At 71.1% G+C, this 14036-nt stretch carries 12 protein-coding genes; 5 read left to right on the forward strand and 7 right to left on the reverse strand.

The features are described 5' to 3' along the window. The first annotated feature begins 16 nt into the window (after nucleotides 1-16). The 3 genes from ACZ60M_RS11420 to ACZ60M_RS11430 are packed head-to-tail and all read left to right on the forward strand — an operon-like array spanning nucleotide 17 to nucleotide 2543. The gene (locus tag ACZ60M_RS11420) at nucleotides 17-1081 is read left to right on the forward strand and encodes a MupA/Atu3671 family FMN-dependent luciferase-like monooxygenase (RefSeq protein WP_465417124.1); all 1065 of its coding nucleotides are present in this window, start codon (nucleotides 17-19) and stop codon (nucleotides 1079-1081) included. Continuing rightward, nucleotides 1078-1605, forward strand: coding sequence for a flavin reductase family protein (locus ACZ60M_RS11425; protein ID WP_465417126.1), 528 nt, complete (start codon nucleotides 1078-1080; stop codon nucleotides 1603-1605). Before ACZ60M_RS11420 ends, ACZ60M_RS11425 begins: the two co-directional genes overlap by 4 nt. Then, nucleotides 1605-2543, forward strand: coding sequence for a hypothetical protein (locus tag ACZ60M_RS11430; protein WP_465417127.1), 939 nt, complete (start codon nucleotides 1605-1607; stop codon nucleotides 2541-2543). Before ACZ60M_RS11425 ends, ACZ60M_RS11430 begins: the two co-directional genes overlap by 1 nt. On the opposite strand, the gene ACZ60M_RS11435 is transcribed toward ACZ60M_RS11430, so the two are convergent. The 5 genes from ACZ60M_RS11435 to ACZ60M_RS11455 form a co-directional block, all read right to left on the reverse strand. Continuing rightward, entirely contained in the window at nucleotides 2530-3234 is a 705-nt protein-coding gene (locus ACZ60M_RS11435) for a 4'-phosphopantetheinyl transferase family protein (protein ID WP_465417129.1), read from the reverse strand. The genes ACZ60M_RS11430 and ACZ60M_RS11435 overlap by 14 nt on opposite strands. Beyond that, nucleotides 3234-4079, reverse strand: coding sequence for an NAD(P)-dependent oxidoreductase (locus ACZ60M_RS11440; RefSeq protein WP_465417131.1), 846 nt, complete (start codon nucleotides 4077-4079; stop codon nucleotides 3234-3236). The genes ACZ60M_RS11435 and ACZ60M_RS11440 overlap by 1 nt, the downstream gene beginning before the upstream one ends. A 127-nt stretch (nucleotides 4080-4206) precedes the next feature. After that, entirely contained in the window at nucleotides 4207-4830 is a 624-nt protein-coding gene (locus tag ACZ60M_RS11445; protein ID WP_465417132.1) for a GDSL-type esterase/lipase family protein, read from the reverse strand. 26 nt (nucleotides 4831-4856) lie between these two features. Beyond that, nucleotides 4857-6179 (reverse strand): MFS transporter, encoded by a 1323-nt coding sequence (locus tag ACZ60M_RS11450; RefSeq protein ID WP_465417134.1) that lies wholly within the window; start codon nucleotides 6177-6179, stop codon nucleotides 4857-4859. A gap of 48 nt (nucleotides 6180-6227) precedes the next feature. Next, complete coding sequence (locus ACZ60M_RS11455; RefSeq protein WP_465417136.1) at nucleotides 6228-8672, reverse strand: glycoside hydrolase family 2 TIM barrel-domain containing protein; 2445 nt, start codon at nucleotides 8670-8672, stop codon at nucleotides 6228-6230. A gap of 158 nt (nucleotides 8673-8830) precedes the next feature. Between ACZ60M_RS11455 and ACZ60M_RS11460 the strand changes: the two genes are divergently transcribed. Then, on the forward strand, nucleotides 8831-9787 hold the full coding sequence (locus tag ACZ60M_RS11460) for a LacI family DNA-binding transcriptional regulator (RefSeq protein ID WP_465417137.1): 957 nt from the start codon (nucleotides 8831-8833) through the stop codon (nucleotides 9785-9787). Nucleotides 9788-9826: 39 nt separating this feature from the next. Here the strand turns inward: ACZ60M_RS11460 and ACZ60M_RS11465 are convergent, their stop codons facing one another. After that, nucleotides 9827-10423, reverse strand: a complete 597-nt coding sequence (locus tag ACZ60M_RS11465) for a helix-turn-helix domain-containing protein (protein ID WP_465417139.1) — start codon at nucleotides 10421-10423, stop codon at nucleotides 9827-9829. 330 nt (nucleotides 10424-10753) lie between these two features. Here ACZ60M_RS11465 and ACZ60M_RS11470 point away from each other — a divergent pair, with 330 nt between their 5' ends. Continuing rightward, nucleotides 10754-12286: an MFS transporter gene (locus tag ACZ60M_RS11470; RefSeq protein ID WP_465417227.1), complete on the forward strand. Its 1533-nt coding sequence runs from the start codon at nucleotides 10754-10756 to the stop codon at nucleotides 12284-12286. Nucleotides 12287-12299: 13 nt separating this feature from the next. Here the strand turns inward: ACZ60M_RS11470 and ACZ60M_RS11475 are convergent, their stop codons facing one another. Then, the gene (locus ACZ60M_RS11475; RefSeq protein ID WP_465417141.1) at nucleotides 12300-14033 is read right to left on the reverse strand and encodes a thiamine pyrophosphate-dependent enzyme; all 1734 of its coding nucleotides are present in this window, start codon (nucleotides 14031-14033) and stop codon (nucleotides 12300-12302) included. Nucleotides 14034-14036 lie beyond the last annotated feature (3 nt).

Raw genomic sequence — 14036 nt, forward strand, 5'->3', positions numbered from 1 at the left:
CCAAAGGAGACACCCCATGGACCTCGGTCTGTTCTACTTCGCCGACGCGGGCGACGCCGCCGACGGCGACCGGTACCGCCTCCTGCTCGACGGCGCCCGGTTCGCCGACGAGCACGGCTTCTCGGCGGTCTGGACGCCCGAACGCCACTTCCACCCCTTCGGCGGCCTCTACCCGAACCCCTCCGTGACCTCGGCGGCCGTCGCGGCCGTCACCGGCAACATCCAGATCCGCGCCGGAAGCGTGGTCGCCCCGCTGCACCACCCGGCGCGCATCGCCGAAGAATGGGCCGTGGTCGACAACCTCTCCAACGGACGGGTCGGCCTCGCCTTCGCGTCCGGCTGGCACGCACAGGACTTCGCGCTCCGACCCGAGAACTACGCCGACCGCAGGCAGATCGTGCTCGACACCGCCGCGACCGTGCGCCGCCTCTGGCGGGGCGACCCGGTCGAGCTGACCGACGGCACCGGGCAGCCCTGCGAGGTCCGCGTCTACCCCAGGCCCGTGCGCGACCGCCTCCCGGTCTGGATCACCAGCGCCGGGGGAGCCGAGACCTTCCGCAGCGCGGGCGCGATGGGCGCCGGGGTCCTCACCCACCTGCTCGGCCAGGACCTGGACGACCTGGAGGCCAAGATCGGCGCGTACCGCGAGGCCGTCGCCGCCCGCCCCGACGCCGACGGCTGGCCCGGCCACGTGGTCGTCATGGTCCACACCTTCCTCGGCACCGACGAGGAGGCGGTGCGCGAGACCGTGCGCGAGCCTCTCTGCGACTACCTGCGCAGCTCCCTCGGCCTGCTCCTGGGCTCCCAGGCGCACGGCACCCGCAAGATCGACCCGGCCCGCCTCAGCGAGAACGACCGGGAGTTCCTGGTCCGCCGCTCGTTCGACCGCTACTACGACGACGGCGGCCTGCTCGGCACCGTGGACAAGGCCGCCAAGGTCATCGACCGGCTCGCCAGTCTCGGCGTCGACGAAGCGGCCTGCCTCATCGACTTCGGCCCGCCCGCCGACCAGGTGCTCGACGCGCTGACGCACCTCGACGCGCTGCGCGAGTACGCGGCCGGAATCAAGGCCGCGTCATGACCGCGACCGAGCAGGCGCGCGGCCTGTCGCAGCGCTTCCGCCGCACTGCGGGCCGGTTCCCCACCGGCGTCACGGTGCTGAGCGCCATGGTCGGCCCCCGGCCCTGCGGCATGACCGTCAACTCCTTCACCGCCGTATCGATTTCCCCGCTCCTGGTCCTGGTCTCGCTGAGCAGTGCCTCGCGGACCGGCAAAGAGGTGATGAGCGCGGGCGCGTTCGCCGTGACCGTCCTGGCCTCCGGGCAGCGCGACGAAGCGCGCTGGTTCGCCGATCCAGCCCGGCCCGGCGGCACCGAGGCGTTCGCGCGCTGGCCCCACTGGGCCGCGCCGCACAGCGGCGCCCCGGTGCTCGCCGACGGCGTCGCCTACTTCGACTGCCTGGTCGACGCGATCCACCCGGCGGGCGACCACGACGTGGTCATCGGCCGGGTCCTGGAGTTCAGGGTCCTTTCCGAGCGTGAACCGCTGGTGTTCCTGGACAGCGGCTTCAAGACGAGCCAAGACCATCCACTGAGGAGTGCATGATGCGGACCTTCGAGGACCTGGAATGCTACGGACTCGCCGTGCGGGCCGAGGTGCATCCGGCGGCAGCGGCGCTGGTGGCGGACTTCTTCAACCCCGGCGCACCGGCGGGGAAGTCGACCGGTCGGCCCGCGATCGAGCTGCGGATCGACGTCGTGGACGGCCGCGACGCCGCCACGGTCGAACCGCCGCACACAGAGGAGGTCATCGCCGCCGACCCGATCGTCATCGACTCGGGCAGGTCCCGCGCCGAGATCGACCCGAAGGCCATGACCATCGACATGACGCTGTCGAAGTCCGACCTGGACGACCCGATCATCTGGGGCCGTTGGATGTTCGAGCGCGCCTTCCTCTATCTGGTGTGCCGGTCGGCGCGGCACTACCCGTTGCACGCGGGAGGCTTCGTGCTCGACGGGCGCCGGGTGCTGGTGTCCGCGCCCACCGGGACCGGCAAGTCGACGTTCGGCTACTGGGCGGCCAGGAACGGCGCGGTGCTCGCGGGCGAGGACATCATGGTCCGCTCGATTGACGGGCCCGCCCGGGTCGTGACCGGCCTGCCTCAGGTGATGTACCTCGACGCCGGGCTCTTCGACCGATGCGAGGAGCTGACCGGGCTGCCCACTGCGGCAGTCGATGACGGCCGCAAGTTCCGCGTCAGCTGGACCGGCAGGCCAGAGGTCGCGCTCGCGCCCCGGCTGCGCCCGGAGGTGCTGGTGTTCCTGCGGCACGGGGAACCCGGGGTCAGGCCGGTCCCGTTGGAGGAGGCGGTGGACCGCTGCCGCGACGACATCCTCACCGGGAAGTCCGACCCCGCCGTCTCGCAGGCGGTCGAGGCCGACCTTCGGGGCTTCCTGCGAGAACTGCCCATTATGGAACTGGGTCTGTCGCTGGACTTCGACGCGAGCCTCGCGGCGCTGCGGAGCGCCCTCAACGACCTGTGAGCAGATCCGTGCCGCTGTGGACGGTGACGTCGACCGGTTCGCCGGTCGCCACCGCCACGGCGGCCGCGTAACCCTCGGACGCCCGCAGATCGAACAGCCGCATCGCCAGCGCGGGTCGGCCCTCGAAGGCCCGCAACGCTGCCGGACTGCGGTGGTCACTCACCCGTAGGCGCCGCATCGGGAACCGCAGGCCGTCCCCGGTGGCCTTGAGGACCGCCTCCTTGCGCACCCAGTACGTGAAGAACGCCTCCCGCTGCGCTTTCGGCTCCAGGGCCTCGAACTCGAGGAGCTCCCCGGGCGCGAGCACCCGCTCCGCCAGGCCTTCGGCGACCGCATCGCGGGACTCCACGTCGACCCCGACCGGCCCTGCCCCGGTTACCGCCACCGCTACCCGCTCCCCGGAATGGCTCACCGAGAAGTGCGCCAGATCCCCGGCGATCCTCGGCTTCCCGTGGGGCCCACCGCAATCGTCGCATTCCCGATCGATCCGCAGCTCGCCCGGCTCGGTCCCGGTCAACCGCCCCAGCAGGATCCGGCTGAGCGCGCAGCCGATCGTGAACCGGGCGCGATCCACCTCCTGGCGGTAGGCGTCGGCGCGCCCGCGCTCCTGCTCGTTCAGCAGCCCGCGGTGCCAGTCCCTGACGTCACCGGGCCCGGCCCACCACACCTGGCACTCGCCCCGCCCGAGCACTACCGCGCCTTCGCGCCGCGGAGGTACCGCACGATCTCCGAGAAGTCGCGCTGGTCCAGCCCGTCCGCCACCGCCGCGGCGAACCGCCCCTGGGCGGCGGCGACGATGCCGTCCTCGGCCAGTCCGGCCCGGAGGCACAGCCGCAAGTCCTTCTCTGCCAAGCCGAGTGCGAACCGGGTGGGGCCGTCGGTGTCGTCGATCCGCTGCCGGACGCGTTCCGCGAGCGAGGTGACGGCGGTGGACGAGAGCGCTTCGAAGACGTCCTCTTCGTTCAACTCGAGGGTCCGGGCGAGTTCGAGCGCCTCGCCCATGACCCCGAACGAGGCGATCATCGCCGCGTTCACCACGACTTTCAGTTTCGCGCCGGACGAGAGCGGACCCACATGGCGCACGGTTCCGAGCGTGCTGAGCACCGGCTGGCACGCGGCCACGACCTGGGCGTCGCCGCCCGCGCTGATGCGCAGGGCCCCGGCTTCCGCTTGCGGGAGGCTGCCCTGGACCGGCGCGTCGACGAGGTGCACAGTGTCGGGAAGCCGTTCGCGCAGTTCCCGGACGGCCTCGGGGCCGATCGTGGACATGTCGATGACGGTGGTGCCCTCCGCGAGCGCCGTCGCGGCGTCGTGCTCGCCGAACAGGACTTCGAGCACCGCTTCCGGCCCGGTGAGCATGGTGACGACGAACTGCCGCCCCGCCACGGCCTGCCGCGCGTCGGCGGCCGCCGACGCGAACCCCTCCATCGCGTCCGAAGTCCGATTCCACACGGCCACATCGAATCCCGCATCGATGAGCCGCCGGGCCATGATGCGGCCCATCCTGCCGAGGCCAATGAAGCCGATCGAGGTCATGGCCGCCAGTCTAGACCTGGAGGCGATCGTCGCGGGGTCCGCGAGCGCGCCGCTCAGCGGCGGTGAGCTCGCGATACCCCGGTTTCTTGCTCGGAGTGAGCCGAAGGTGTGACCAGGGTCGAGTCGTTTATGCCTGACGGTCCGCCAGGGCGTCCGCGACGACCGGTCGCAGCAGGTCGATCCAGGCACGGTAGCCCGCGCCGTTGAGATGGAGGTCGTCCAGGGTGTAGGCGCGGTTCAGCGCTCCGGCTTCGTCGGCGAGCGCGGGCCACAGGTCGAGGAACCGGATGCCTCGGGCGTGCGCGATCTCGCGGTAGCGGTCGTTGAGCTCCTGGATGCGTTCGCGGCGTTTGGCCCTGCGGGGCATTACGCTCTGGAGGACGATCTGCGCGTCAGGGGCGTCCGCCTGGATGGCTGACACGATGCGATCCACATTGGCGGCGATCGCTTCGGTCGGGTACTGCAGGCTCAGGTCGTTGGTGCCGATGAGCAGCAGGACGGCGCGCGGCGGGCCTGCCGTGGCGGTGTGGAGCCGTTTCAGGACGCCGGTGGTCGTGTCGCCGCCGATACCGCGGTTGGCGACCGCCAGGCCCGGGAACCATTCGTGCCATTGGCCGCCTTCGGTGATGCTGTCGCCGAGGAAGACGATCTCGCCGCCGTGCAGCTCCAGCTGCTCGAAGTGGGAGGCCTTCATCGCCCGCGACGGTCCGAGGAACCGCCGCTCGATCATGCGGTGCCAGTCGGTGAACATGTGCTGCTCCTTCTCGAGTCTTCGTGTCAGCGCACGGATTTGATGCGGGTGACCAGTGATCCGCCGATGGCGGTGCAGATCGCGGCTGCCACATAGACGGCCGTGTAGTTCTGCTCGCCCCCGGCCGCACCGATGGTCAGCAGTGCCGCGGCGGCGAGCGCGGCGATCGACTGCGGGATGGCGACGGCGAACTGGGTGAGGTTGATGAACCGGCCGGCGTCGGTGTCGCGCTCGGGGAGCACGTCGATGAACAGGGCCTGGTCGACCGCCGAGAACACGCCGATGGCGAGGTTGCACACGAAGGTGCCGACGATGAGCTGCGGCAGGTCGTCTGCGAGCACGGTCACGATGGTGCCCAGGGAGAACAGGAGCCCTGAGCCGATCACGAACACCTTGCGGCGGCCGAGCCTGTCGGAGAGCCCGCCGCTGCCGAGTGCTCCGATGATCGTGGCGGCCACGCCGATGATGCCCACGGTGGCGACGGTGCCGCCGATCTCGCTCACCGGGATGTCCAGCCGGGACGCGAAGAAGTACGCGGTGTAGGTGGTGTTGAGCGTCAGGCCGAAGAAGAACAGGAAGCGGGCGATCCAGTTCCAGGCGAAATCGGGGTAGCGCCGCGGGTCGAACCCGTATTTCGACAGCACCGACGTCGCTGTCAGCGCCTCGGTGACGACCAGGCCGCGGCTGTCGTCCTCACGGGCCAGCAGCACGAACAGGGCCATCAGGACCGTGCCGATCGCACCGGGCACGAGGAAGAGCAGGAACGGGTCGGCGGCGAACGAACCGGCGATCACCGCGCCGAGGACCGGGGCGACCATGGTCGCGAAACCGGCGAACCCGGCGACCTTGCCGCGCTGCGACTCCGGGAGCCGGTCGGCCTGGAGCGTGACGAGGTTGTTGGCGGCCTGGCTCCAACCGATCTGGGCGATCACCCAGGCGGCGCACAGCAGCGACACGCTCGGCGCGGCCGCCATGGCGACCAGGCCGACGGCCCCGACGACGGTGCCGCCGATGATCCAGGGCCGACGCCGTCCCAGCCTGGAACGGGTGCGGTCGCTCAACTGCCCGAAGAACGGCCCGAAGACCATGGTCGAGGCCGAACCGATGCCCAGGACGATCCCGAGGTACTCCTCATGGTCGGGCGCGAGCGCATTGACCTGAACGGCAAGGGAGACGCCGATCGGCGTCACCCAGGCGATATAGGCGCCGAAGATGGCGAGGATCAGCAGCAGGACCCAGCGGCCGTTCGCCTTCGGCTGCTCAGTGCGGGTGGCACCAGGCCCCGGCGGTGGTTGGTCGAGGACCGCGCCTGCGTCCGCGACGACCGCGGAAGGGAGATCGTTGGTCATGGTCTCGTGACTCCTTTGTCAATTCGGTGAGGGATCAGGTGATGGGGATCAGTTGGCGTGCAAGGTGAGCGACTGCGGTTCGCAGCCCTCCGAGGTGGCGGTCACGGTGATCGCTCCGGGCCCGGTGGGCCGCACGATCGCGAGGGCCCGGCCGTCGAAGGTCAGGTGCGTGTCGTTGCAGAAGCCCTCGTCGGTCACGGGGTTGGCGCTGCCGAGCGCCTGGAGGACCGCCGGGCCCTCGACCGCGACGGTGACGGCGCGGTCCAGGGCATGGTGGACGACGCCGTCTCCGTCGGCGAGCATGATGTCTACAAAGGCCAGATCGTTGTCGGCGTCCAGTTCGGACCGGTCCGATTCCATGGACAGTCGCAGGTCAGCGCCGGCCGAGGCCAAACCGGCCCGGCCGGTTTCCGCCCCGCGGGTGTAGGCCACGGCGGTCAGCTCGCCCGGCTCGTACAGGAGGTCGAAGTCCGCGCGGAAGCGCCGCTCGGCACCGACTTTCGCGCGCCCGAGGCTGCGGCCGTCGAGCAGCAGCTCCACTTCTTCGGCGTCCGAGTAGACCTCGACGCGGACGGGTGCGCCCACATGATCGGGCCAGCTCCAGCCCGAGAGGGTGTCGCTCCATGACCACGGCGTCGCCACGGCGACCTCGGCCGCGTACCGCTCGGGCCGCTGCACGGCGATGTAGGGCGTTGAACGGAGCCCGAAGACCGTCTCGCGGTAGTACGAGACCGGTCGGCGATGCCCGGTGATGTCGAGGTCCCCGCACCACGCGGTCAGACCCGGGAACCCGCTGGAGAACGATGCGGCGCCCTCGCCTTCGCCCGCGTACTGGATCAGGCCGATCCCGGTCTCGCCCAGGTAGTCCCAACCGGTCCAGGTGAAGTCCCCGATGATCCGGCCGTGGGCCTTCACGAGCTCCCAGTTCCGGTCGATCACGCTCGGCCAGGTCTCGGCGCCCACGATGATCCGGTCCGGGAACGCCGCCGCGTCCGGCTCGTACCGGGCCTCGCCGTAGTTCATCCCGGCCACGTCCAGCACCGCGAACGACTCCTCGGTCCGCTCGGTCACCATCGGCGAGGCCTGGATCTGGTCCATCATCTGCCCGAACCCGGCCATCATCCCGTTCACGCCGCCCGCGTCGGCCCCGGCGCTCTCGCGGCGCTGCCGCATCGCCGGGATCACCGCGTCCAGGACGGACACGAAGCCGTTGACCCCGTTGGTGACGAACCGGGTCGCATCGAGCGTGCGCACCTTCTCGGCCAGACGGCGGCTCCAGACTGATCCGTGAGCGGTGCCGGTCTCGGGGATCTCGTTCCCGATCGAGTAGAAGACGACGCTGGGGTGGTTGAAGTCCTTGGCGACCATCGCCTCCAGATCCCGCTCCCACCACTGCGGGAAGTCGAAGGCGTAGTCGAAGTCGGACTTGCCGGAGGTCCACATGTCGAACGACTCGTCCATCACGAGCATCCCGAGGCGGTCGCAGGCCTCCAGCATCGCCGGGCTCGCCGGGTTGTGCGCGCTCCGGATCGCGTTGAACCCGGCCTCCTTGAGCAGCCGCACCCGCCGTTCCTCCGCTGCCGCGAAGGAAGCCGCGCCGAGCGGGCCGTTGTCGTGGTGCACGCACGCGCCGCGCAGCTTGACCATCTCGCCGTTGATCCGCAGCCCGTGCTCGGGGTCGAGCCGGAGCGAGCGGATGCCGAACGCGAGGTCCGCCTCCTCGACGAGGCGGTCGCCGTCCAGGAGGCGCAGCTCGGCCGTGTACAGGTTCGGGTCGTCCACGCTCCAGAGCTTCGGCTCGGGGACGTACCGGCGCTGCCGCACCACCCCGGACCCGCCCGGCGGCAGCGTGATCGGCGAGCGGCCGCGCACGAGCTCGGTCCCGTCGGGGCCGGTGACCGCACCGGTGACGAGGTAGGTCGCGGTCGTCAAACCGCCGTTGACGACTGTGGCCTCGATGTCGACGACGGCGCGCTCGCCGTCGATGTCCGGGGTGGTGATCCGGATGCCGTCCACGGCGAAGTGGACCGGCTCGGTGACGTGCAGGTGCACCTCCCGGTGGAGCCCAGCGCCGGTGTACCAGCGGGAGTCGAGGTGGGCGCGGCATTCGACGCGGATCTCGTTGTCCCCGCCGAACGTCAGGTACGGGTCGATGCGCACGGTGAACCGCGAGTAGCCGTAGGCGTGCTGGCCTGCGAGGGCGCCGTTGACGTAGACCATCGCGTCGCGGTAGACCCCGTCGAATTCGAGGACGTACCGCTTGCCCGCGTCCTCAGCGGGCACGGGAAGGGTCCTGCGGTACTCGAATGCGCCGCCGGGGAAGTACCCGGTGGTCTCGCCGCGCGGGACGTCGGCATGCCGCTGGGCGCCGATGAGGGCGTCGTGGGGGAGTACCGCCTCGGTCCAGGCCTCGGCGCCCGCGCCGCCGAGCTCCTGGAATGCGGTGGTCTTCGGCCGGTACGACCAACCGCGGTTGAACTGCCGTCGCGTCATGGCGAACTCCTCAGGCTCCGGTGTCAGCGCGTCGGCGGACAAGGTTGTTAACGCGCGTAACCTAGGGAAGCACACGTTGTTAACGCGCGTCAACTCCGGGGCCGAACTCGTCCCGTAAGATCCTGTTGCACCCACTCGCAAGCCGAAAGGAGACGGACATGGCGGTCACCAGCGCCGACGTCGCCAAACGCGCCGGCGTCTCGCGCGCGACCGTGAGCCTGATCCTCAACGGCCGCGACGAGCGCTTCGCCAGCGAAACGCGCGACCGCGTGCACCGGGCCGCGGCCGAGCTCGACTACCACCCGTCGGTCGCCGGACGCACCCTCGCGCGCGGCTCCAGCGACCTGGTCGTCCTGCTCATTCCGAACACCACCTTCGGCAAGAACCTGCAGGATCTGGTCGACCGGCTCACCGAAGCCCTCGCCGCCGCCGGGCTCACCCTGGTGCTGCGGTTCTCTGCGCCGTCGAGGCAGTCGCTCGACCGCATCGCGGTCGGGATGGCCCCGGCAGCGGTGGTCTCGATGATCCCGTTCACCCCGGAGCAGCGCAGACTCCTCGACGAGCGCGGCGTTCACGCGGTCGAGCCCTCGCACGCCGACGACGCCCGCAACCGCGCCATCGGCGAACTCCAAGCCCGCCACCTCATCGCCCGAGGGCACACGCGACTGGCGTTCGCCCACCTCGCGGACGCCCGCCAGGACCCTTTCGGCCTCCTCCGGGAGGAGGGCGTTCGCGCCGCCTGTATCGAAGCAGGACTTGCCGAACCGAAGATCGTGCGCCTCGACGTCGACTCGCAGGACGCCCTGGCCGCGGTGGACGAACTCGAACCGCCGGGAATCGCCGTGGTCTGCTACAACGACGACGTCGCCACCGCGCTCCTGTCGGCCGGGACGGTTCGCGGCTGGCGCGTCCCGACCGAGCTCGCACTGATCGGCATGGACGCGACCCCGCTCTCCCGGCTCACGATTCCCCCGCTGACCACGGTCGCCTACGACCTCGGCGCGGCGGCGACCGATATGTTCGAGCGAGTCCTCGCCGAACTCGGCCGTGCCGACGCGGCGGCGAACGCCCCCGTCGGCTCCCCGCTGACGATCGTTCCCGGCGGAACCTCCTGAACCGCAAGGCCACGCACTAGAACCCAAGAAAGCCGTCGGTTAGCCCGGCGGGCGCCGCCCCGGTGCGGCGCGGATGTGCGCGCGTTCGCCCTGTCTGCCGACGAGGCTGAGGAACTCGACGGGTCCGGCGCTCGTCGCGCCGAACCAGTGCGGGGTGCGGGTGTCGAACTCGGCGGCCTCACCCGGTTTGAGGAGAATGTCGTGCTCGCCGAGGACCAGGCGGAGGCGGCCGTTGAGGACGTAGACCCAGTCGTACCCCTCGTGCGTGCGCATGTCGGGTTCGGCATCGTCCCGGCCGGTCGGCAGCACGAACTTGTACGCCTGGATCCCGCCGGGCCGCTGGGTGAGCGGGAGGATCGTCGCCCCGTCACGGCAGGCGATCGGGCGCAGGTGCACGCGCGGATCGCCGGTGGGCGGGGCGTCCACGAGCTCGTCGAGCGTGACGCCGTAGGCCCGGGCGAGGGGGAGGAGCTGTTCGAGGGTCGGACGCCGCAGGCCCGACTCGAGGCGGGACAGCGTGCTCGCCGAGATGCCGGTCTCCGCCGCGAGGTCGAGGAGCGTGACGTCGCGGCCCAGGCGCAAGCGTTTGAGTCGCGGCCCGACCGCGTCGAGCGTCGATTCCAGATCCGTTCCCATGTCCCCATTTTGCCATTCGGCAAATAGCTTTGCACATTCTCGGGATCGAGCGTCACCATCGTGCGGTGCCCCGCCCCGGGGCACAGGCCCACAAGGAGGGGAACGATGACCGAGTTCGACAGGGACGCTTGGGAACAGCGCTGGCGGCAGAAGCGCGGTGCCGCGCACCCGGCGAATCCGTACCTCGCCGAAGCGGCCGACGACCTCGTTCCGGGCACGGCCCTGGACGCGGGATGCGGGGCCGGCGCCGCGCGGTCGAACTCCACGACGTCGTCGTGCGCGCCGTCAAACGCCCCTGAACCCGCCCGAATTCATGCTGAGAGGACTCCAATGACTTCGCAAGTCCCCACGCGCGCAGCCGAACCCGACCCGACCGTCGACGATCCACGCCGACGCCGCGAGATCCTGGCCGCCGTCTGCGTCGCCCTCATGGCCGTCATCGCCTCCGTGTCAGGGCTCAACGTCGCCCAGCCCCAGCTGGCCGTCGCCTTCGACGCGTCGCAGACCCAGGTGCTGTGGTTCATCAACATCTATACGATCACCCTCGCCGCCCTGCTGCTGCCGCTCGGCGCCCTCGGCGACCGCTGGGGCCGCAAACCGGTGCTGCTGACCGGCCTCGCCGTCTTCGGCGCGGCCAACGCCGCCGCCGCGCTCGCCACCGCGACCGAGGTGATGCTCGGCGCCCGGCTGCTGGCCGGGGTCGGTGCGGCGGCGATCATGCCGGTCACCCTCGCAGTCATCACCTCGACCTTCCCCGAATCCGAGCGTGCCAAGGCGATCGGCGTGTGGACCGGCGTCGCCGGAGGCGGCGGCATCCTCGGGATGTACCTCTCGGCGCTCCTGGTCGACGTGGCGGACTGGCGGTGGCTGTTCGCCCTGCCGGTCGGGCTGGTCGTCGCCGCAGCCGCGATGACCGCCCGCGCCGTCCCGAACTCGCGCGAACCCGCCCGCCACCCGTTCGACCTCGGCGGCTCGATCACCTCCGTGATCGCCGTGGTCGGCCTCGTCTACTACCTGCACGAAGCCCCCGATCAGGGCTGGAGCGACCCGATCGCGCTGCTCGGTCTGCTCATCGGGGCCGCGGCCGCCGCCGCGTTCACCGTCTGGGAACTGCGCAGGCGCGCGCCGCTGCTCGACCTGCGCCTGTTCCGCGACCGCGGCCTCGCGGGCGGCGCGCTGGCGCTGCTGGTCGTGTTCGGCGTGCAGGCCGGGATCTTCGTGGTGCTGTTCCTGTACTTCCAGGCGGTGCTCGGCTGGACCGGCCTCCAGTCCACGTTGGCGCTCATGCCCATGGCGCTGCTGATGATGGCGGCCTCCGGACTCGCCCCGAAGGCCGCCGCGCGCGTCAGCGCGCGCTCGATGATGGCGGTCGGCATCCTCCTCGGCGGCGTCGGCCTCGCCCTCATGGCGGCGTTCGTCTCCGTCGACGGCGGCTACCCGTCGATCCTCCCCGGCATGCTCTCCATGGGACTCGGCATGGGGTTGACGATGACACCGTCGACCGAGGCCATCACCGCGGCGCTGCCCCGTGAACGTCAAGGCGTCGCCTCCGCACTCAACGACATCACCCGGGAATTCGGCACGGCCCTCGGGGTCGCGCTCCTCGGCGCAGTCCTCACCGCCGGATACCGGAACGCCGTGGATTCCCGCCTCGACGGCACCGACGCCGCCACCGCCAGAGACGGCATCGCCACCGCCTTCTCCGCCGCTGAGCATGCGGAGACGGACGCCGATACGCTCATCCGCGCCGCCCAAGAGTCCTTCGTGGATGGATGGCGCCAGTCCATGTGGGTGGGCGCCGCGGTCATGGCGGCCCTGCTCCTCTACATCCTCGCGCGGGGCCCGCGCCGTCCCGCAGGATAGCGAGCGCCCTCGCTCAGGCGTCGCCTTCGCTGTGCAGCGTCTCCTTGATCTTGGCGATCGCGAAACCCCACGCCTGGCCCGCGGTCGTCTTCGGCGGGACGGCGATCTCCTGCGGATTGGTGAGGACGTCGATGACGACGGGTCCGGGCAGCGCCAGGGCCTCGGCCATGGCCGTGCGGAGCTTGGCGGGGTCGGCGATGCGGATTCCGGTGGCGCCCATAGCTTCGGCGACCGCCGCCAGGTCCGGGTTGGGGAGCACCGTGCCGAACTCGGGCAGGCCCGCCTGCTCCTGTTCGAGCTTGACCATGCCGAGCCGGTGGTTGTCGAACACGACCAGTTTGACGTCGAGCGCGTACCTGACCGCCGTGAGCAGGTCGCCCAGCAGCATCGTGAAGCCCCCGTCGCCGCAGAACGCGATCACCTGGCGGCCCGGGAACGCGGTCGCGGCCCCGATGGCCTGCGGCATCGCGTTCGCCATCGAACCGAGGTTGTAGGAGCCGATGAGCCGCTGGCCGGGCCGCATACGGACGAAGCGGGCCAGCCAGACCGTCGACATGCCGGTGTCCGACGTGAACACCGCGTCGTCGGCCGCGAGGTCGCCGACGGCCGCCGCGACCGCCTCGGGGCGGATGCGGTGCCCCGGGTCGTCGAGCGCCGACCGGGCCTTCTGGGCCAGGCCCTCGCCGTAGGCGGGGTCGGTGAGCCGGGCCTGGCGTTCGCGCCACCGCCCGTACTCCTCGCGGATACGCGCGAGTCGGCCGCCGTCGCGCGCCCGGCCTTCAACCAGCCGGTTCAGCGCCTGCAGGGTGAGCTCGGCGTCGCCGACCAGTCCGATGTCGACGGGCACCCGCCTGCCGAGGTGCTCGGCGCGCGCGTCGATCTGGACGACCTCGGCGTCCTCGGGATACCAGTCCCGGTAGGGGAAGTCGGTGCCGGCCATGAGCAGCAGGTCGCAATCGGTCATCGCCTTCGCGGCGGCCGGGTTGCCGAGCAGACCGACCTGGCCGACCTGGTGCGTCTCGTCGGCGTCGTAGATCTCCTTGGCCTTCAAAGTGACCACCACGGGCGCGCCGAGGCGCTCCGCGAGCTCCAGCACCTCGGCGCGGGCCGCCGACGAGCCGCAGCCCGCCAGGATCGTGACCCTGTGCGCGGCTTCGAGCATCGCGGCGGCGCGCTTGAGGTCGGCGGCCTCGGGCACCGAGCGGACCCGGCCCCGGAACGCCCGCGCCGGGCGCGGATCGGCCACCGGCTGCGGCCCGACGTCGCCCGGGAGGCTGAGCACGGCCACACCCGGGCCGTTCAACGCGGCCTCCACGGCCTGGTCCAGCAGGTACGGCATCTGGGCCGGACTGGTGACGGTGCGGTTGAACAGCGCCACGTCGCGGAACAGGTGGTCGTTGTCGACCTCCTGGAAGTAGTCCGATCCGAGCTCGGCCAACGGCACCTGCCCGGTGATCGCCAGCACCGGCGCGTGGCTCTTTGCGGCGTCGTACAGGCCGTTGAGCAGGTGCACCGCGCCCGGCCCGACGGTGCCGGCGCACACCCCGAGCCGCCCGGTCAGCTGCGCGACCGCCCCGGCGGCGAACGCGGCGGCCTCCTCGTGGCGGGTCGCGACCCAGTCGATGCCCTCGGTGGTGCGGATCGCGTCGGTGACGCTGTTGAGCGCGTCGCCGACCACGCCGAAGACGTGCCGCACCCCTTGCGACACCAGTGCGTCCACGATGGTCTGACTGACGGACTTCGACATCCT

The sequence above is a fragment of the Glycomyces sp. NPDC050141 genome (assembly GCF_055586545.1).

What these genes read in the sequence shown, in the direction of transcription:
- ACZ60M_RS11420 (WP_465417124.1), top strand. Translation starts at nt 17, where the DNA reads ATGGACCTCGGTCTGTTCTACTTCGCCGACGCGGGCGACGCCGCCGAC.
- ACZ60M_RS11425 (WP_465417126.1), top strand. Translation starts at nt 1,078, where the DNA reads ATGACCGCGACCGAGCAGGCGCGCGGCCTGTCGCAGCGCTTCCGCCGC.
- ACZ60M_RS11430 (WP_465417127.1), top strand. Translation starts at nt 1,605, where the DNA reads ATGCGGACCTTCGAGGACCTGGAATGCTACGGACTCGCCGTGCGGGCC.
- ACZ60M_RS11440 (WP_465417131.1), bottom strand. Translation starts at nt 4,079, where the DNA reads ATGACCTCGATCGGCTTCATTGGCCTCGGCAGGATGGGCCGCATCATG.
- ACZ60M_RS11445 (WP_465417132.1), bottom strand. Translation starts at nt 4,830, where the DNA reads ATGTTCACCGACTGGCACCGCATGATCGAGCGGCGGTTCCTCGGACCG.
- ACZ60M_RS11450 (WP_465417134.1), bottom strand. Translation starts at nt 6,179, where the DNA reads ATGACCAACGATCTCCCTTCCGCGGTCGTCGCGGACGCAGGCGCGGTC.
- ACZ60M_RS11455 (WP_465417136.1), bottom strand. Translation starts at nt 8,672, where the DNA reads ATGACGCGACGGCAGTTCAACCGCGGTTGGTCGTACCGGCCGAAGACC.
- ACZ60M_RS11460 (WP_465417137.1), top strand. Translation starts at nt 8,831, where the DNA reads ATGGCGGTCACCAGCGCCGACGTCGCCAAACGCGCCGGCGTCTCGCGC.
- ACZ60M_RS11465 (WP_465417139.1), bottom strand. Translation starts at nt 10,423, where the DNA reads ATGGGAACGGATCTGGAATCGACGCTCGACGCGGTCGGGCCGCGACTC.
- ACZ60M_RS11470 (WP_465417227.1), top strand. Translation starts at nt 10,754, where the DNA reads ATGACTTCGCAAGTCCCCACGCGCGCAGCCGAACCCGACCCGACCGTC.
- ACZ60M_RS11475 (WP_465417141.1), bottom strand. Translation starts at nt 14,033, where the DNA reads ATGTCGAAGTCCGTCAGTCAGACCATCGTGGACGCACTGGTGTCGCAA.